16 protein-coding genes are annotated in these 17961 nt (G+C 54.3%); all 16 read right to left on the reverse strand.

Going from position 1 to position 17961, the window contains the following annotated elements; translation table 11 throughout:
* Positions 1-63: 63 nt before the first annotated feature.
* Positions 64-1326 carry a cell division protein FtsA gene (gene ftsA, locus KQJ19_RS03340; protein WP_003018755.1) on the reverse strand — a complete coding sequence of 421 codons (1263 nt, stop codon included), beginning with the start codon at positions 1324-1326 and terminating at the stop codon, positions 64-66.
* On the reverse strand, positions 1323-2156 hold the full coding sequence (ftsQ, locus tag KQJ19_RS03345; RefSeq protein WP_003018758.1) for a cell division protein FtsQ: 834 nt from the start codon (positions 2154-2156) through the stop codon (positions 1323-1325). The genes ftsA and ftsQ overlap by 4 nt, the downstream gene beginning before the upstream one ends.
* Before the next feature lies 1 nt (position 2157).
* Positions 2158-3078, reverse strand: coding sequence for a D-alanine--D-alanine ligase (locus KQJ19_RS03350; RefSeq protein ID WP_016151699.1), 921 nt, complete (start codon positions 3076-3078; stop codon positions 2158-2160).
* Positions 3071-4546 (reverse strand): UDP-N-acetylmuramate--L-alanine ligase, encoded by a 1476-nt coding sequence (gene murC / locus KQJ19_RS03355; protein WP_016151698.1) that lies wholly within the window; start codon positions 4544-4546, stop codon positions 3071-3073. Before murC ends, KQJ19_RS03350 begins: the two co-directional genes overlap by 8 nt.
* 51 nt (positions 4547-4597) lie before the next feature.
* On the reverse strand, positions 4598-5665 hold the full coding sequence (gene murG, locus KQJ19_RS03360; RefSeq protein WP_047499873.1) for an undecaprenyldiphospho-muramoylpentapeptide beta-N-acetylglucosaminyltransferase: 1068 nt from the start codon (positions 5663-5665) through the stop codon (positions 4598-4600).
* Positions 5662-6906 (reverse strand): cell division protein FtsW, encoded by a 1245-nt coding sequence (gene ftsW, locus KQJ19_RS03365; RefSeq protein WP_016151696.1) that lies wholly within the window; start codon positions 6904-6906, stop codon positions 5662-5664. The genes murG and ftsW overlap by 4 nt, the downstream gene beginning before the upstream one ends.
* Positions 6906-8222, reverse strand: coding sequence for a UDP-N-acetylmuramoyl-L-alanine--D-glutamate ligase (murD, locus tag KQJ19_RS03370; RefSeq protein WP_016151695.1), 1317 nt, complete (start codon positions 8220-8222; stop codon positions 6906-6908). The genes ftsW and murD overlap by 1 nt, the downstream gene beginning before the upstream one ends.
* A gap of 2 nt (positions 8223-8224) precedes the next feature.
* Positions 8225-9307, reverse strand: a complete 1083-nt coding sequence (mraY, locus tag KQJ19_RS03375) for a phospho-N-acetylmuramoyl-pentapeptide-transferase (RefSeq protein WP_016151694.1) — start codon at positions 9305-9307, stop codon at positions 8225-8227.
* Entirely contained in the window at positions 9301-10659 is a 1359-nt protein-coding gene (murF, locus tag KQJ19_RS03380) for a UDP-N-acetylmuramoyl-tripeptide--D-alanyl-D-alanine ligase (RefSeq protein WP_216403340.1), read from the reverse strand. The genes mraY and murF overlap by 7 nt, the downstream gene beginning before the upstream one ends.
* Positions 10656-12143, reverse strand: a complete 1488-nt coding sequence (gene murE, locus KQJ19_RS03385) for a UDP-N-acetylmuramoyl-L-alanyl-D-glutamate--2,6-diaminopimelate ligase (protein WP_216403341.1) — start codon at positions 12141-12143, stop codon at positions 10656-10658. Before murE ends, murF begins: the two co-directional genes overlap by 4 nt.
* Positions 12130-13896: a peptidoglycan glycosyltransferase FtsI gene (gene ftsI, locus KQJ19_RS03390; protein ID WP_016151691.1), complete on the reverse strand. Its 1767-nt coding sequence runs from the start codon at positions 13894-13896 to the stop codon at positions 12130-12132. The genes murE and ftsI overlap by 14 nt, the downstream gene beginning before the upstream one ends.
* A gap of 15 nt (positions 13897-13911) precedes the next feature.
* On the reverse strand, positions 13912-14277 hold the full coding sequence (gene ftsL, locus KQJ19_RS03395) for a cell division protein FtsL (protein ID WP_006686695.1): 366 nt from the start codon (positions 14275-14277) through the stop codon (positions 13912-13914).
* A complete protein-coding gene (gene rsmH, locus KQJ19_RS03400) occupies positions 14274-15215 on the reverse strand; it encodes a 16S rRNA (cytosine(1402)-N(4))-methyltransferase RsmH (protein ID WP_016151690.1) in 942 nt (313 codons plus the stop codon). Before rsmH ends, ftsL begins: the two co-directional genes overlap by 4 nt.
* A 1-nt stretch (position 15216) precedes the next feature.
* Positions 15217-15675: a division/cell wall cluster transcriptional repressor MraZ gene (mraZ, locus tag KQJ19_RS03405; RefSeq protein WP_005124560.1), complete on the reverse strand. Its 459-nt coding sequence runs from the start codon at positions 15673-15675 to the stop codon at positions 15217-15219.
* Positions 15676-16288: 613 nt separating this feature from the next.
* A complete protein-coding gene (gene cra, locus KQJ19_RS03410; RefSeq protein ID WP_016151689.1) occupies positions 16289-17293 on the reverse strand; it encodes a catabolite repressor/activator in 1005 nt (334 codons plus the stop codon).
* Positions 17294-17468: 175 nt separating this feature from the next.
* On the reverse strand, positions 17469-17960 hold the full coding sequence (gene ilvN / locus KQJ19_RS03415) for an acetolactate synthase small subunit (protein ID WP_003829566.1): 492 nt from the start codon (positions 17958-17960) through the stop codon (positions 17469-17471).
* Position 17961 lies beyond the last annotated feature (1 nt).

The following is a 17961-nucleotide window of genomic DNA, read 5'->3' on the forward strand; positions in this document are numbered from 1 at the left end:
TTGAATGACTTTGTGTAGTGCCTGTCGCCTGAGACCGTTAATTTGCGTCGGTCTCTTTAAAAATTAAAACTCTTTACGTAACCAGCTATTCAGTCGCTTGATCCACGATCCGACCGAGGCAGTTACGCGCTTTTCTACTTCAGCCTCACCACTTAAATGGGATTCTTTCCCGTAGTGCAGCAGCCCCACCGCCGTTGAATAATACGGCTCCTGGGCATAATCCGTCAGACCGGTAATATTCAGCGGTGCGCCAATACGTACTTGTGTATGGAACACGCGCTGTGCGCAGGCCGCAAGACCTTCAATTTGCGCAGCACCGCCGGTTAACACAATCCCCGCCGCCAGATGATGTTTCACACCCTGCTGGCGAAGCTGTTCTTGTAATTGCAAAATTTCTTCGTTGACCAGGTTGAGCAGCTCGGTATAACGCGGCTCAATGACCTCTGCCAGAGTCTGACGTTGCAGGCTACGCGGCGGACGACCACCAACGCTTGGCACTTCAACGCTCTCGTCTTTACCCACGATGGAACCCAGTGCGCAGCCATGACGCACTTTGATGGCTTCAGCATCGCTCGGCGGCGTACCAAAGGCATACGCGATATCGCTGGTCACGACATTCCCTGCATAAGGGATAACTTTAGTGTGGCGCAACGCCCCGCCAGTATAAACGGCGATGTCCATTGTACCACCACCAATATCCACCACGCAGACACCCAGTTCACGTTCATCTTCCGTCAATACGGAATAACTGGCTGCCAACCCGGCAAAAATCAGTTGGTCAACTTTCAGACCACAACGTTCAACGGCTTTGACAATATTCTTCGCCATGTCGTTGTGGCAGGTAATAAGATGGACTTTTGCCTGCATACGCACACCGGAAAGACCGACCGGATTTTTGATACCTTCCTGGTAGTCGATGGCGTATTCCTGCGGGATGACGTGCAGAACACGATGTTCATCGCGAACGCGTACGGATTTTGCCGTATGTACCACGTTTTCCACATCTTCCTGCGTCACTTCCTCTTCGGAAATGGGCACCATACCAATTTCATTCTGACAGCTAATATGTTTACCGGAAAGCGCCAGATACACTGAAGAGATCTGGCAATCTGCCATCAGTTCAGCCTGGTCAATGGCGCGCTGTACGCACTTCACCACTGACTCAAGGTCATTCACCCCGCCTTTATCCATACCTCGCGATGGGCAACTGCCCACGCCAATGATATTGACCATACCGTCGGGCAGAACTTCCCCTACTAAAGCGGCTACCTTCGCGGTGCCAATCTCCAGTCCAACTACCAGTTTTCTGTCCGTCGCCTTGATCATTGTTGTTCTGCCTGTGCCTGATTCTGTTGCTGATTAGATTCCTCAGGAGGCAAGGGAACCCAGCCTACTGCCGCTCCTGAGTCATAACGCAAATCAACGTAGCTAATCCGTTTGCCATCGGTTTGCGCCTGCTGCTGTAAAACCGGGTAGAGTTCCACAAAGCGAGCCAAACGTTTTATCGTATCGCCCCTGCCCAGATTCAGCTTAATATCGTTATTCAGCGTCAACTGCCAGGAACGACGAGCGGTCATTGCCGCTTCCTTCAGGGTGAATCTGTCCTTAGCCAGCACCTGCCCCATATCGCGGAACCCTTGCAGCACTTCACTTGCGCTGCCTTCCGGTCCGTACAACATAGGTAATACCTGCTTATTGGCCCGACCGGTTGGGACACTGAAGGTATTTCCTTCGGCATCCACCATATGTTGGTCATTCCAACGCGCTATTGGCACATATTCAACCAGATGAATCTTCAATTCATCAGGCCATTGCTTTCTGACGCTCGCCTGTTTGATCCAGGGGAGGCGTTCAATCTGACTCTGGATGATGTTCACATCCTGAGTCATAAATGTTCCCGGAGCGCCCAGCGCCAGGATGGACTGACGGATATCATCATTGCGCGTGTAATGCCGTTCACCGGTTAACACCAGTTTTGACAATGGCAGGCGCTGCGCATCTTCCATCCATCCCAACACTACCCAGCCGCTGACAAACACGGTGCACAGCACTGTCAGCAGGAACAGTATTCCTGCAAGACGCGTTCCATTATTGCGGCGTGAGGAGTTTACTTCTTCTTCATCACCGTTTCGCGTGTTCAGCGCAGCCTGCGACATATCAGTCCGCCAACTCCAGAATTCTTACCACCAACTGCGAGAAGCTCAGGCCCGCCTGACGCGCTGCCATCGGCACCAGGCTGTGGCTGGTCATACCCGGAGAGGTATTCGCTTCCAGCAGATAAAACTGGCCATCGCTGTCCAGCATGACGTCAATGCGACCCCAACCTTTACAGCCCAATGCAGTCCACGCTTTCAGGACTAATTCCTGTAAAAAGGCTTCTTGTTCGACTTCCAGACCAGCAGGGCAGAAATATTGTGTCTCATCAGAGAGATACTTCGCCTCATAATCATAGAAGGTTCCCGCGGGTTGGATACGTATTGACGGTAAAATTTCTTCGCCAAGTATCGCAACTGTAAATTCCGGGCCACTGAGCCATTTTTCAATCAGTACTTCTTCATCATGCTGAAAAGCCAATGCTAATGCACCCTGCAAAGCATTTTCTTCTTCAACTTTTGACATCCCTACGCTGGAACCTTCACGGCTTGGCTTTACAATCAGCGGCAAGCCTAACGCAGAAATTTTTGTAACTGCTTCATCGCTAAGACCTTTTTCGAACTCAGCGCGGGTCAGCGCAACCCATGGGGCGACGGGTAAACCTGCGCCCTGCCACAGCAGCTTGCTGCGCAGTTTGTCCATGGAAATCGCGGAAGCCATGACGCCGCTGCCGGTATACGGCAGGCCAATAAGCTCCAGCATGCCCTGCAATGTGCCATCTTCACCGCCACGACCATGCAGCGCAATAAACACCTTCTGAAACCCCATAGATTTCAGAAGAGTGACATCGACCTCTTTAGGGTCAACCGGATGGGCATCTACACCACCTTCGCGTAACCCTGCCAATACGGCCGCGCCTGAATTCAGCGATACTTCACGCTCAGCGGAGGTTCCCCCTAACAGGACCGCGATTTTATCAGCCATGTTGTTCTTCCTCCGGGTTTTGCGGCTTCAGTTTGATTTCAGCTAAGGAACGCGCGATTTTGCCGATATTTCCAGCGCCCTGCACCAAAATCAGATCGTTGCCGGTTAATACGGGTGCCAGCATTTCTGCCACCTGGGCCGGATCGGATACCAGAATCGGATCGATCTTACCGCGGCCACGAATCGTACGGCACAACGAGCGGCTGTCGGCACCCGGAATCGCGGCTTCGCCCGCGGCATACACATCCAGCATCAACAGCGCATCGACCTGGGTCAGCACGTTGGCAAAGTCGTCGTACAGATCGCGAGTACGCGTAAAACGGTGCGGCTGGAACAGCATCACCAGGTTTTTGTCCGGCCAACCCGCGCGCGCGGCTTTAATCGTAGCGTCCACTTCCGTTGGGTGGTGGCCATAATCATCAACCAGCATCGCGGTCCCGGCTTTACCGTTCACCGGCTCAAGCGGGAATTCGCCGAGGAAGTCAAAACGACGTCCGGTACCCTGGAAACTTTCCAGCGCGCGCAGAATAGCGTCGTCTTCAATACCTTCTTCCGTCGCGACCGCCACTGCTGCTGCCGCGTTCAGTGCATTGTGACGACCCGGCGCGTTTAACGTAACACGTAAATCGGCCATCCCCTGACGTACCAGCGTGAAGTGTCCTTGTGGACCAATCTGCTGGTAATCTTCAACGCGCACATCGGCATCATCACTGAAACCATAGGTTGTGGTTTGACGGCCAACTCGCGGTAACAGTTCGCGGATAACCGGATCGTCAACGCACATCACGGCACGACCATAAAACGGCAAGTTATGCAGGAAATTAATAAACGTCTGCTTTAAATTTTCGAAGTCGCCATGGTAGGTATCCATGTGGTCAGCTTCGATATTGGTGACAATCGCCACCATCGGCTGCAAATGCAGGAACGACGCGTCGCTCTCATCCGCTTCAGCAATCAAATAACGGCTATGACCCAGGCGCGCATGCACGCCTGCAGCCTTCACCAGACCGCCGTTGACAAAAGTGGGATCCAGACCCGCTTCCGCGTAGATGCTGGAGACCATTGCCGTAGTCGTGGTTTTACCGTGCGTCCCGGCAATAGCAATACCGTGACGAAAACGCATTAACTCCGCCAGCATTTCAGCACGACGAATCACCGGAATACGTGCTTCATGCGCTGCAACAATTTCCGGGTTATCCGCAGAAATAGCGCTGGATACCACCACCACGCTCGCATCGCGCACGTTTTCCGGGCGATGGTTGAAGAAAATCGTGGCCCCCAGATTCGTCAACTGCTGCGTCACAGGATTCGGCGCTAAGTCAGAACCGCTGATCTGATAACCTTCATTGGCCAAAACTTCGGCAATACCGCCCATACCAGCACCACCGATGCCGACAAAGTGAATGTGCCGAACGCGACGCATTTCGGGCACGATGGAACGCAGTTTTGCCAGTTGTTGTGTATTCATTCTTTAGCCATTAACTTCTTAGTTCATGCGATGCAAAAGGCATCACCACAATTACGCCCGGGCAGCCCGGCTCACTTCATTTGCAACGCGCTCTGTGGCATCCGGTATGGATGCGGCGCGCGCACGTTCTGCCATGGTTAATAACGTTTCTCGCGACCACCCGGCAAGGGTGCTGGCGACGGCATCCACAGTAAACTGCGGCTGCTCCAGAATTTTGGCGGCGCCCGCTTTCTCCAGCGGCAGCGCATTCCAATACTGCTGTCTGTCTTTGTGCTGGAACGGCACAAACAGCGCAGGCAAACCCGCGGCGGCAATTTCGCTCACCGTCAGCGCGCCTGAGCGACAAACCACGACATCAGCCCACGCGTAGGCCGCTGCCATATCATCAATAAACTCAGTGACCTTGTGCTGCGGTTGTCCCGCGTCGGCATACGCCTGTTCAACGGTCTGCTGCGCGCCTTTGCCGCTCTGATGCCAGATAGTCACCGCGCCGCCAAGCTTTGCGGCAACCTGCGGCATCGTCTGGTTCAGTACGCGTGCGCCCTGAGATCCCCCGACGACCAATACACGAACCGGACCTTCACGCCCGGCCAGACGCGCTTTGGGCAACGGCAGCGCCAGCACGTCAGTGCGCACCGGGTTGCCCACCACTTCCGCATTCGGGAAAGCGCCAGGAAAAGCCTGCATCACCGTAGTGGCAATCTTCGCCAGCCATTTGTTAGTTAATCCCGCAATGCCGTTCTGCTCATGCAGTACAACCGGAATACCTAATGACCAGGCCGCCAGACCGCCAGGGCCAGACACGTAGCCGCCCATACCCAGCACCACATCGGGTTTAAACTGCTTCATGATGGCGCGCGCCTGACGCCAGGCATTAAAAATACGCACAGGTGCAGCCAGCAGCGCATTGACGCCTTTACCACGCAAACCGGAGATACGAATAAAGTCAATTTCAATGCCGTGTTTCGGCACTAAGTCCGCTTCCATACGATCGGCGGTGCCCAGCCAACGAACCTGCCAGCCCTGGGCCATTAAATGGTGCGCGACCGCCAGCCCCGGGAATACATGCCCGCCGGTACCGCCTGCCATCACCATTAACCGCTTCGGTTGACCACTCATCGTGCACCTCGTGTAAACGCCTGGGCTTTTTCCAGACGCGTTTCATAATCAATACGTAACAAAAACATGATGGCCGTCGACATAATCAACAAACTTGAACCACCATAACTGATCAGCGGCAGCGTCAGACCTTTGGTTGGCAGCATACCCGCCGCCGCACCGACGTTTACCAGTGCCTGGAAGCTAAACCAGATCCCGATAGAGCAGGCTAAAAAGCCTGAAAAACGGTGGTCAATTTCCAACGCCTTACGGCCAATCGACATCGCGCGAAAAGCGACGAAGAATACCATTAAAAGTGCCAATACCACACCGATATAACCCAGCTCTTCCCCAATGATGGCGAAGATGAAGTCGGTGTGCGCTTCTGGTAAATACTCCAGTTTTTGGACTGAATTACCTAAGCCCTGCCCCCAAACCTCACCGCGACCAAAGGCCATCAGGGATTGCGTCAGCTGGTAGCCACTGCCGAACGGATCTTCCCATGGGTTCCAGAAAGAGGTTACGCGGCGAATACGATACGGTTCGGCAAGGATCAGCAGCACGACCGCTGAAATCCCCATGCCGATAATGGCAATGAACTGCCACAGTTTCGCTCCGGCGAGAAACAGCATCGCCAGAGTAGTGACGAACAGCACCACCACCGTACCAAGGTCAGGCTGTGCCAGCAGTAAAATAGCCAGTACCAGGATCACGCCCATCGGTTTTAAGAAACCGCGCAGGTTGTTACGCACTTCATCAACTTTACGCACCAGGTAGTTGGCGAGGTAACAGAACAGCGACAGCTTAGTAAATTCCGCAGGCTGAATACGCAGCGGCCCCAGCGCAATCCAGCGCGACGCCCCGTTAACGGAGCTACCCACCACCAGCACAATCAGCAGCATGATGATCGAGGCTATCAGCATCGTCGTACTGTACTTTTGCCAGAACTCCATCGGCAGACGCAGCGTCACCATCGCCAGGCAGAATGCGAGGAAGATGTACAGTGCGTCACGCTTAGCAAACAGGAAAGGATCGCCCGCCAGGCGTTGCCCTACGGGCATCGATGCCGATGTCACCATCACAAAACCGATCGCTGCCAGACCAAAGGTCAACCACAGCAGCATGCGGTCATACATGATCAGGCTGTCCGCGTCTTTATCACGCGAAGCCATCACCCAGCCTTTAAGTGCCGCGAAGACCCACGCCAGGATACCCAGTCCCGGTAAGCGCGGCATTCTCAGACGAGGGAGAGATAAGCGCATCAACCCAACTCCTTCGCCAGACGGGTAAATACGTCACCGCGTTGCTCAAAGTTCTTGAACTGGTCGAGGCTGGCGCAGGCGGGCGACAGCAGCACCATATCGCCCGACTTCACGCGCGGTGCGAGCAGACGCATTGCCTGCTCCATGGTTTCAGTTTGTTCCGTAACGTCAGGTCGCAGAGCGGCAAGCTGCGCGCCATCGCGACCAAAGCAATACAGACGAATGTTGTCGCCGGTCAGGTATCGTTGCAGCGGCGTAAAGTCAGCGGATTTCCCGTCTCCCCCCAGCAACAGGTGCAACGTACCGTCAACGTGCAGGCCATTCAGCGCGGCTTCAGTGCTGCCGACGTTGGTGGCTTTAGAATCGTTAATCCAGCGCACGCCGTTGTGCTCAAGCACAGTCTGGAAACGGTGCGCCAGACCGGTAAACGTGGTGAGCGCTTTCAGGCTCGACGCCCGCGGCAGACCTGCGGCATCCGCCAGCGCCAGCGCAGCCAGGGCGTTGGTATAGTTATGCTGACCGGAAAGCGTCATCTCTTTCACGTTAAGGACTTTTTCACCCTTCACTCGCAGCCAGGTTTCGCCCTGCTGACGGTTCAGGTGATAGTCACCCATGTTGATGCCAAAGCTCACGCAACGCTCATCCGCCCCGCGAACCGGCATGGTCAGCGCATCATCAGCGTTGACCACACACACTTTCGCGTTTTCATAGACGCGCAGTTTGGCCGCACGGTACTGCTGCAAGCCAAACGGATATCTGTCCATATGGTCTTCGGTGACGTTCAAAATGGTAGCGGCTACGGCTTGTAAGCTGGAGGTCGTTTCCAGTTGGAAGCTCGACAATTCCAGAACATACAGCTCACGTTCGTCATCCAGCAGCATCAGCGCGGGCAGGCCAATATTACCGCCAACCCCCACGTTCACACCGGCCGCTTTCGCCATCTCACCTACCAGCGTAGTGACTGTGCTTTTCCCGTTGGAACCGGTGATCGCGACGATCGGTGCCTGTGCTTCGCGACAGAACAGCTCAATGTCGCCGACAATTTCAATTCCCGCATCGGCGGCGGCGCTCAACGAAGGATGCGCCAGGGCAATACCAGGGCTGGCGACAATAAGATCAGCGGCCAGCAGCCAGTCATCATTCAGACTGCCAACATGACGCTCAACCGCTTCCGGTAATTTGTCCAGGCCCGGCGGCGTCGCGCGGGTATCCATTACGCGCGGCGTCACGCCACGCGCCAGGAAGAAATCCACGCAGGACAGCCCGGTCAAACCCAGACCGATAATGACGACTTTTTTACCCTGGTAATCAGCCATGATTAACGTACCTTCAGCGTTGCCAGGCCAATCAGCACCAGCATCAGCGAAATAATCCAGAAGCGCACAATTACGCGCGGTTCCGGCCAGCCTTTCAGTTCATAGTGATGGTGGATCGGCGCCATACGGAAGATGCGCTGTCCGCGCAGCTTAAAGGAGCCAACCTGCAAAATGACCGACAGTGTTTCTACGACGAATACACCGCCCATGATCACCAGCAGGAACTCCTGACGCAGCAGCACGGCAATAATGCCCAGCGCGCCGCCCAGCGCCAGCGATCCGACGTCGCCCATAAAGACCTGCGCCGGATAGGTGTTAAACCACAAGAAGCCTAACCCCGCACCGACAATTGCCGTACAGACGATCACTAATTCGCCGGCATGACGTAAATAGGGAATATGCAGATAGTTGGCGAAGTTCATGTTACCGGTCGCCCACGCTACCAACGCAAAACCTGCGGCCACAAACACGGTCGGCATAATCGCCAGACCATCCAGACCATCGGTGAGGTTGACCGCGTTGCCAGTACCCACAATCACGAAGTACGCCAGCAGCACGTAGAACAGCCCCAACTGCGGCATCACGTCTTTAAAGAACGGCACCACCAGCTCAGTGGCCGGGGTATCTTTACCAGCCAGATACAGGGCAAAGGCCACGCCCAGCGCAATCACCGACATCCAGAAGTATTTCCAGCGCGCGATCAGGCCCTTGGTGTCTTTGCGTACCACTTTGCGGTAGTCATCGACAAAACCGATAATGCCGTAACCGACCAATACCACCAGCACGCACCATACGTACGGGTTCGACGGGTATGCCCACAGCAGTACGGAGATAACAATCGCGGTGAGGATCATAATCCCGCCCATAGTCGGCGTACCGCGTTTACTGAAGTGTGATTCCGGACCGTCGTTACGCACGACCTGTCCAAAGGACATTTTTTGCAAGCGGGCGATCATGCGCGGGCCCATCCACAAAGAGATGAACAGCGCGGTCAGCAGGCTGACGATGGCGCGAAACGTCAGATAGGAAAAGACGTTAAAGCCGGAATAATATTTGACCAAATGTTCGGCCAGCCAAACTAACATGTCCCATTCTCCTGTAATGCGCGTACTACCTCTTCCATGGCGGCACTACGTGAACCCTTCACTAAAATCGTCATAATCTGATGTTCTGCAATCAGCGCCTTAAGATGCGCGGTCAACGCGGTTTTATCCGCAAAATGCTCACCCACACCGCTGGCATGGCTAATTGCCTGACTCAGTTTCCCTGTACTCAGCACACGGTCGATACCTGCAGCCTTCGCAGCTTCACCCACCTGTACGTGGCATGCTTCGCTTTCCGCGCCAAGCTCTGCCATATCGCCAACCACCAGCACGCGGTAGCCCGGCATTTCGGACAGCACGTTTACCGCTGCGGTCATTGACCCGACATTTGCGTTATAGGAGTCATCCAGCAGTAGCTGATTTTCTGCCAGTTGAATCGGGAACAGACGCCCCGGTACCGCTTGCAGTTCCTTCAGACCCGCTTTAATCGCTTCGTGCGTCGCGCCTACCGCCATAGAGAGCGCAGCCGCCGCCAGGGCGTTAGCAATGTTGTGACGACCCGGCAGCGGCAGCAGAACATCAATGCTTCCGGTTGGCGTTTGCAGAGAAAACTCTGTGCCGTGTGAAGTCACATGAACGTTGGCCGCCGAAAAGTCGCTGTTGCCCGCATTCGGGGAGAAACGCCAGACTTTGCGATCGCCGATAATGCTCTGCCAGTTCAGCCAGTCGTTGTTGTCGGCATTCATAATGGCGATTCCGTTCGCTGGCAGGCCGGTAAAAATCTCACCTTTTGCCTTCGCAACGCCCGCCAGTGAACCGAAGCCTTCCAGATGCGCGGCTGCCAGGTTGTTCACCAGCGCCGCTTCCGGACGCGTCAGACCAACGGTCCAGGCGATTTCGCCCTGATGATTAGCGCCAAGCTCAATCACGGCATAGTCGTAATCGTTGTTTAAGCGCAACAGCGTCATCGGTACGCCGATGTCGTTATTCAGGTTGCCCGCGGTATATAAGGTGTTGCCACACTGACTCAGAATGGATGCGGTCATCTCTTTGACAGACGTTTTACCGGAAGAGCCGGTCAGCGCGATAACGCGCGCCGGAACCTGAGCGCGTACCCATGCCGCCAGTTCACCAAACGCCAGACGTGTATCTTTAACAATCAGCTGCGGCAGGTTGGTGTCCAACGGACGGCTGACCAGCAGCGCACCCGCCCCGCTCTCTTGCGCCTTGTCTGCAAAATCGTGGGCATCAAAGCGTTCGCCTTTCAGCGCGACAAACAGGCAGCCCGGCGTAACTTTACGCGTATCGGTTGTCACCGCATCAAGAGTCAGATCGGCTCCTTTCAGTTCGCCACGGAGGATCTCCGCCAGTTGGCTGAGCGTTACGCTAATCATGCGATTACTCCCAGCAGACGCGCTGCCGTGACGCGGTCAGAATAGTCGAGGCGCTGCGAGCCAACGATCTGGTAGTCTTCGTGACCTTTCCCGGCCACCAGCACCACGTCGTTTTCTTTCGCCTGCATAATGGCGTTTGTCACAGCCTCTGCGCGACCTTCCATCACTTTCGCCTGTCCGGCATCCAGCATACCCGCCAGAATGTCGTTAATAATGGCGCGCGGCTCTTCGGTACGCGGGTTGTCATCGGTCACCACGACAACATCAGCAAACTGCTCGGCAATCGCGCCCATCAACGGACGTTTGCCTTTGTCGCGATCGCCGCCGCAGCCAAAAACGCACCACAGTTTTCCAGTACAGTGCAGACGTGCCGCCTGCAGCGCTTTTTCCAGCGCATCTGGCGTATGGGCATAATCAACCACAACGGTGGTTTTACCCGGCGCGCTGAACACTTCCATGCGCCCACAAACTGGCTGTAATTGTGTTGCCGTTTTCAGTAAATCAGCTAACGGATATCCCAACGCCAGCAGCGTTGCCAGCGCCAACTGCAGATTGCTGACGTTAAACGCGCCCATCAGGCGACTTTCAATTTCGCCGTCACCCCATGAGGAGGTAAAACGAATCGTTGCCCCGCTGTCGTGATAATTCACGTCAATCGCCTTTAACCAACGACCATGACAGTTCGGGTTGATGTGATCTTCCATCGATACGGCAACCGCATCCGGAAGTTTGGCCAACCAGCGACGACCGACTTCATCATCCGCATTAACGATGGCCTGGCCGCAATGGTGCGTGGAATACAGCAGCCATTTCGCGGCTTCGTAATGTTCCATGTCGCCGTGGTAATCAAGATGGTCGCGGCTTAAGTTAGTAAATACTGATGCGGCAAACTTCAGCGCCGCCACGCGATGCTGAACCAGACCGTGTGAAGACACTTCCATTGCGCCAACCGTTGCGCCTTGTGCAACCAGCCCTGCCAGCACATGCTGGACATCTACGGCTGAACCGGTGGTATTTTCCGTCGGGATCACTTTGCCCAGCAGGCCATTGCCGACTGTTCCCATCACCGCGCTGGTTTCGCCAAGCAGTTGGCTCCACTGTGCCAGCAATTGGGTGGTGGTGGTTTTACCGTTGGTCCCGGTCACGCCGACCAGTCGCATTTTTTCAGAAGGCTCGTGGTAAAAGCGGCCCGCCAGTGCAGATAAACGTTCGTTAAGCTGACTGAGATAGATAACTGGAACGCCGTGCATTTCACGGATTTCACCGTCAGTAGCTTCATCTTTTGCTTCTGCAATAATGGCAGCCACACCTTGCGCTATCGCCTGCGGGATATACCGACGCCCGTCCGCCTGATGACCCAATACTGCGACAAAGAGATCGCCCGATGCAGCCATACGGCTGTCGAGCGTCATCTCCCGCAGTGCTCGCTCCGGTGCACCCGGCACCCATGGAGCAAGAAGGTCGCGCAAATTACGATCTGCCACCTGTTGCCTCGCCTTGATTATTCACAAATTCATTTTTATCGCCCGTTGTCAGCGCATCCGGTTCGATGTTCATGGTGCGCAGTACGCCGCCCATGATGGCACCAAAGACCGGCGCTGAAACGGCGCCACCGTAGTATTTACCCGCCTGCGGATCGTTGATAACAACAACTAGCGCGAAGCGCGGCTGACTCGCAGGCGCAACGCCTGCGGTATAAGCAATGTATTTGTTGATGTAGCGGCCATCCGGCCCTACTTTCTTCGCCGTACCGGTTTTAATGGCGATACGATAGCCTTTAATCGCCGCCTTCACGCCGCCGCCGCCGGGCAGCGCCACGCTTTCCATCATGTGCACTACGGTACGCACGGTTGATTCCGGGAAGATACGCTCGCCCGGAACAGGAGGGTCAACTTTGGTGATCGACAGTGGCCGATAAACGCCATAGCTGCCGATCGTTGCATAGACTCGCGCTAACTGTAACGGCGTTACCATTAGCCCATAGCCGAAAGAGAAGGTGGCCCTCTCTATGTCAGACCACCGTTGTTTTTGAGGATATAAGCCACTGCGTTCTCCGACCAACCCCAAATTGGTCGCTTTTCCCAGCCCAAAACGTGAGTAAGTGTCTACTAACGCTGAGGACGGCATCGCTAACGCCAGCTTGGAAACACCGACGTTACTCGACTTCTGCAAAACCCCGGTGAGGGTCAATTCGCTATAACGCGCCACGTCTTTAATTTCGTGGCCATTAATTCGGTAAGGGATAGTGTTAAGTACGGTATTTTCGCGAACCACGCCACGCTGCAGCGCCGTCATCACCACCATCGGTTTGACGGTGGAACCCGGTTCAAACACGTCGGTAATCGTACGGTTACGCATCGCATCCTTCGGCGTACCGGTGAGATTGTTCGGGTTGTAGGACGGGCTGTTGGCCATCGCCAGCACTTCACCGGTGTTCACATCCACCAGTACCGCACTGCCTGACTCCGCCTTGTTAAACGCTACGGCGTTATTCAGTTCACGGTAGACCAGCGCCTGTAAACGCTCATCGATACTTAGCGCAAGGTTATGCGCCGCCTGGCTGTCGGTAGAGGAAATATCCTCAATGACGCGGCCATAACGGTCTTTACGTACAATGCGTTCGCCCGGTTGCCCGGTGAGCCATTTATCGAAGCTCTTCTCAACGCCTTCAATCCCCTGGCTGTCGACGTTAGTAAAACCGATAAGGTGAGCGGTCACTTCTCCGGAAGGATAGTAACGGCGGGATTCTTCGCGCAGGTGAATGCCTGGCAGCTTCAGTTTTTTGATGTAGTCAGCCATGTCAGGGTTTACCTGACGCGCCAGATAGATAAAGCGCCCTTTCGGGTTGGCGTTAATGCGGGAAGCCAGTTGATCGAGCGGGAGATTCAGCGCGGTCGACAGCGCTCTCCAGCGTTCACCAACGCTTACGCCGCCTGCGTCATGCACCTCTTTTGGGTCGGCCCAAATCGCCTTAACCGGAACGCTCACCGCCAGCGGACGACCTGAACGGTCGGTAATCATCCCGCGCGATGTGGACACTTCCTGTACGCGCAGAGAGCGCATATCGCCCTGACGCACCAGCATGTCCGGCGCGATGATTTGCAGCCAGGCAACGCGCCCCAGCAGAAAACCCAGTGCCAGCAAAATACAGCCGCACAGTAACGCAAAACGCCAACTGATAAAGTTGGCTTGTTCTTCCTGGCGTTTTGGCTTGTGCGTTTTTGCCGCTGCTTTCATGCGTCGCGTTTATCCTTATTTTTGTACTACGATATTTTCTTGTGAGGGATCAACATGCTGCATTTGCAGCTTTTCCGTTGCGATCCGTTCAACACGGCTATGGTCGCCGAGCGCGTTCTCCTCAAGGATCAAGTTGCGCCATTCGATATCCAACGCATCTCGCTCCAGAACCAGCTGCTCACGCTGCGCGGTCAGTAACCGCGTATGGTGTGCTGTTGTCACGACGGTAACCGCCGTCAAAATAATGCAAATGAACAGGCAGAGTGGCAGCTTCCCATACCGCAAAAGATCGTCACCGATCACGCCAGGCAAGGCATGGCGCTCGTTGCTTCCTATCGATCCTTTAACTTTGCTGAGGGCTTCTGTCACTCTGCTGATCATGCGTTCGTCCTCTCTGCAATACGCAGAACTGAACTACGGGCACGAGGATTTTCAGCTACCTCTTCTTCACCCGGCATCATCTTGCCTAGTGCTCTTAACTCACGGCCGCCCAGCTTTTTGATCTGCGCTTCGGTCATCGGTATTCCAGCCGGAACCTGAGGACCACGGCTTTGTTCGCGCATAAAGCGTTTCACAATGCGATCTTCAAGCGAATGGAAACTGATTACCGAAAGGCGACCACCTGGTGCCAGCACGCTGAGCGAGCTTTTTAGCGCCTGCTCTATCTCCTCCAGTTCACTGTTCACCCAAATGCGCACCGCCTGGAAGGTACGGGTCGCGGGATGTTTGAATTTGTCTTTCACCGGCATTGCCGCCGCAATCACTTCCGCCAGCTCTTTAGTGCGGGTCATCGGTTCGATGCGGTTGCGCTCTACGATGGCGCGAGCAATACGTTTGCCGAAGCGCTCTTCGCCAAAGGTTTTAATCACCCAGGCAATGTCTGCTTCATCGGCGGTTTGCAGCCATTCGGCCGCTGACTGACCGCGTGTTGGGTCCATACGCATATCTAACGGACCGTCACGCATAAATGAGAATCCGCGCTCAGCATCATCAAGCTGTGGAGAAGAAACCCCAAGATCGAGAAGAATCCCGTCGATCTTACCGGTAAGTCCGCGCTCGGCGACATAATCAGCCAGCGCAGAAAAAGGACCATGGACGATGGAAAAACGGGGATCGGTAATCGTCTTTGCAACGGCAATCGCCTGCGGATCGCGATCGATGGCCAGTAAACGCCCCTCTTCGCCAAGTTGCGAGAGGATCAGACGTGAGTGACCACCGCGACCAAATGTCCCGTCAATGTAGATGCCGTCTGGACGAATATTCAGGCCGTTTACGGCTTCATCCAGCAACACCGTTGTATGTTTATAATTTTCCATCATTTTATAGAGACAAATCCTGCAATCGTTCCGACAGCGCGCCGGTAACAGACTGCTCAGCGTCGATATCTTCCTTGACCTGTTGATACCAGGTCGTTTCATCCCACAGCTCAAACTTATTGAACTGCCCAACCAGCATCACTTCTTTCGTTAGCCCTGCGTGTTGCCGCAGAATGGGCGCTATCAATAATCGGCCAGCACTATCCATCTGACATTCGCTAGCATGACCCAACAACAGGCGCTGTACGCGACGCTCAACTGGATTCATGCTCGACAGACGCGATAGCTTCTGCTCGATAATTTCCCATTCAGGCAGGGGGTACAGCAGCAGGCACGGGTGATGGATGTCAATGGTGCAAACCATTTGACCGGTAGCGCTCTCGAGCAGTTGATCCCGATAACGGGTAGGCACAGATAAGCGCCCTTTACTGTCGAGATTAACTAACGTTGCTCCCCGGAACATGCCAGCCTCACCCCCGATTACCACTTTATCCCACAAATTCCCACTTAAAGGAGTTTACGGAGCGGAGGAAAACCTTGTCAAGCAAGTCACGGCGCTTAGCGGAGCAAAAAACCCATTGTTTACGGCTAATATCAGCGTTGAACAAATTCCGTACAGCAAACGAAGCAAATTAACGTCATGAATATTTGTAAGAAAAAAATCCAACAACTCATGATTGTTTAAAACAACTGAATATCATCAAAAGAAAAATATAAAGTGTCAGTTTGCGACGCGAGCGGCATTTTAGGACAATATGCAGCGAGATAACAGTACCAGTTAATCAGTCTGTACGCCGCACAGGAGCGAGATAAGGGCGAGATTGTCGCAACACACCAGTAAAGTGTTTGTTAATTCGGCAAATCCCTACATGCTTGTAACAAAATAATACAACCGTAACGCATCGTTACGTCTCAATTACCCAAAAATGGATAGTTGCATTTTTAATTCGGCATAATAGAAGAATCAATTTCAGATAATTCTAAAGAATATTCTTAATTATAATGCGGTTATTTCCGAGAACGGGATAATTGATGATGTCAGAGGCTTATCCGCCGACATCATCAATTGAGGCAACTTAGTTACGGCTTAGAATACCGCGACGGTACAGATTACGCCGTATACGCGTTAAACCTGGTTTGGGTTTACGCGGCTCATCCAGGCTTGCCAACACAATCTCCAGCACGCGTTCCGCGACATCTCGATGGCGCTGCGCCACCGCCAGTACCGGGCACTGCAGGAAGTCGAGCAGCTCGTGGTCGCCAAAAGTCGCAATCGCTAAATCAGACGGTAACTGCCCGTCGCGGCGCAGGGTCACATCCATCACCCCCTGCAACAGGGCAAACGACGTGGTAAACAGCGCCTGAGGCATTGGATGCGTTTCCAGCCATTTATCAAATAACTGCGCGGCCGCCTCCCGCTCATAGCTGTTGGCATAGAGAAAATGCACTTCACGCGGATCGTCCTTCCACGCGGTACGGAAACCCTGTTCGCGCAGGAAACTGACGGACAATTCAGGAAGCGCCCCCAGATAGAGCACGGTTTCAGCAGGGAATTTACGTAACTCCTCCGCCAGCATCTGCGCATCATCCTGGTCTGCGCCCACCACGCTGGTGAAATGTTCACGATCCAGCGCGCGATCCAGCGCCACAATCGGGAATGAACTGTTCGCCCAGCGCTGATAAAACGGATGTTCAGGCGGCAAGGAAGTCGAAACGATAATGGCATCAACCTGACGTTGTAAAAGATGCTCAATACAGCGCATTTCGTTATCAGGCTGATCTTCAGAGCAGGCTATCAGTAGTTGATACCCGCGCTGACGCGCCTGGCGCTCCAGATAGTTTGCGATCCGGGTATAGCTCGTGTTCTCGAGATCCGGGATCACCAGCCCGATAGAACGTGTGCGTCCAGCACGCAGCCCGGCCGCCACGGCATTCGGGTGGTAATTATGCTCACGCACCACCGCCATGACTTTTTCAACCGTTTTGTCGCTTACGCGGTATTGCTTTGCTTTGCCGTTAATAACGTAGCTTGCAGTCGTTCGCGAAACGCCGGCCAACCGAGCGATTTCATCCAGTTTCACAATTGCCCCTTGCGTAAAATGTACAAACCATAACCTTTGAGATGGCATGGGTTAAACTTCTTAACATCTAAGCGCAGAATAATGACTGCGGCAACCGCTTTTGTCTCTGGTTACTGCTGATTTCGCAAAAAAAAGCAACCGATAGCCAATGCATCTCGCGTAGGTCAGGTAAGCGTTAGCGCATAATTTTATCGCCGCGGGAAAGCCCCACCACGCCGGAACGGGCAACTTCCACGATTTTGGCGACTTCCCGTAGCGTTGCCAGAAACGCATCCAGCTTATCGCTGGTGCCCGCCAGCTGTACGGTGTAGATCGACGGCGTAACATCGATGATTTGCCCACGGAATATCTCCGTGTTGCGTTTCACCTCTTCCCGGCCATAGCCGCTGGCCTGGATTTTCACCAGCATGATTTCTCGTTCAACGTGGGCGCCCTGCCCCAGTTCGCTGACGCGCAAAACATCCACCAGTTTGTGTAGCTGCTTTTCGATCTGCTCCAGGACTTTCTCATCCCCTACCGTTTGAATCGTCATCCGCGATAAGGTCGGGTCGTCAGTCGGCGCGACGGTCAGGCTTTCAATGTTGTATCCGCGCTGGGCGAAGAGGCCAATCACACGTGACAATGCACCCGACTCGTTTTCCAGCAATACTGATAATATCCGGCGCATA

Origin of the sequence: Citrobacter sp. S46_ASV_140 (assembly GCF_018919545.1) — a bacterium.
Taxonomy (GTDB): Bacteria; Pseudomonadota; Gammaproteobacteria; order Enterobacterales; family Enterobacteriaceae; genus Citrobacter; species Citrobacter braakii.

Bases quoted from the DNA above. Each gene is read 5' to 3' on its own strand.
- ftsA (WP_003018755.1), bottom strand. From the start codon at position 1,326: ATGATCAAGGCGACGGACAGAAAACTGGTAGTTGGACTGGAGATTGGC.
- ftsQ (WP_003018758.1), bottom strand. From the start codon at position 2,156: ATGTCGCAGGCTGCGCTGAACACGCGAAACGGTGATGAAGAAGAAGTA.
- KQJ19_RS03350 (WP_016151699.1), bottom strand. From the start codon at position 3,078: ATGGCTGATAAAATCGCGGTCCTGTTAGGGGGAACCTCCGCTGAGCGT.
- murC (WP_016151698.1), bottom strand. From the start codon at position 4,546: ATGAATACACAACAACTGGCAAAACTGCGTTCCATCGTGCCCGAAATG.
- murG (WP_047499873.1), bottom strand. From the start codon at position 5,665: ATGAGTGGTCAACCGAAGCGGTTAATGGTGATGGCAGGCGGTACCGGC.
- ftsW (WP_016151696.1), bottom strand. From the start codon at position 6,906: ATGCGCTTATCTCTCCCTCGTCTGAGAATGCCGCGCTTACCGGGACTG.
- murD (WP_016151695.1), bottom strand. From the start codon at position 8,222: ATGGCTGATTACCAGGGTAAAAAAGTCGTCATTATCGGTCTGGGTTTG.
- mraY (WP_016151694.1), bottom strand. From the start codon at position 9,307: ATGTTAGTTTGGCTGGCCGAACATTTGGTCAAATATTATTCCGGCTTT.
- murF (WP_216403340.1), bottom strand. From the start codon at position 10,659: ATGATTAGCGTAACGCTCAGCCAACTGGCGGAGATCCTCCGTGGCGAA.
- ftsI (WP_016151691.1), bottom strand. From the start codon at position 13,896: ATGAAAGCAGCGGCAAAAACGCACAAGCCAAAACGCCAGGAAGAACAA.
- ftsL (WP_006686695.1), bottom strand. From the start codon at position 14,277: ATGATCAGCAGAGTGACAGAAGCCCTCAGCAAAGTTAAAGGATCGATA.
- rsmH (WP_016151690.1), bottom strand. From the start codon at position 15,215: ATGATGGAAAATTATAAACATACAACGGTGTTGCTGGATGAAGCCGTA.
- mraZ (WP_005124560.1), bottom strand. From the start codon at position 15,675: ATGTTCCGGGGAGCAACGTTAGTTAATCTCGACAGTAAAGGGCGCTTA.
- ilvN (WP_003829566.1), bottom strand. From the start codon at position 17,960: ATGCGCCGGATATTATCAGTATTGCTGGAAAACGAGTCGGGTGCATTG.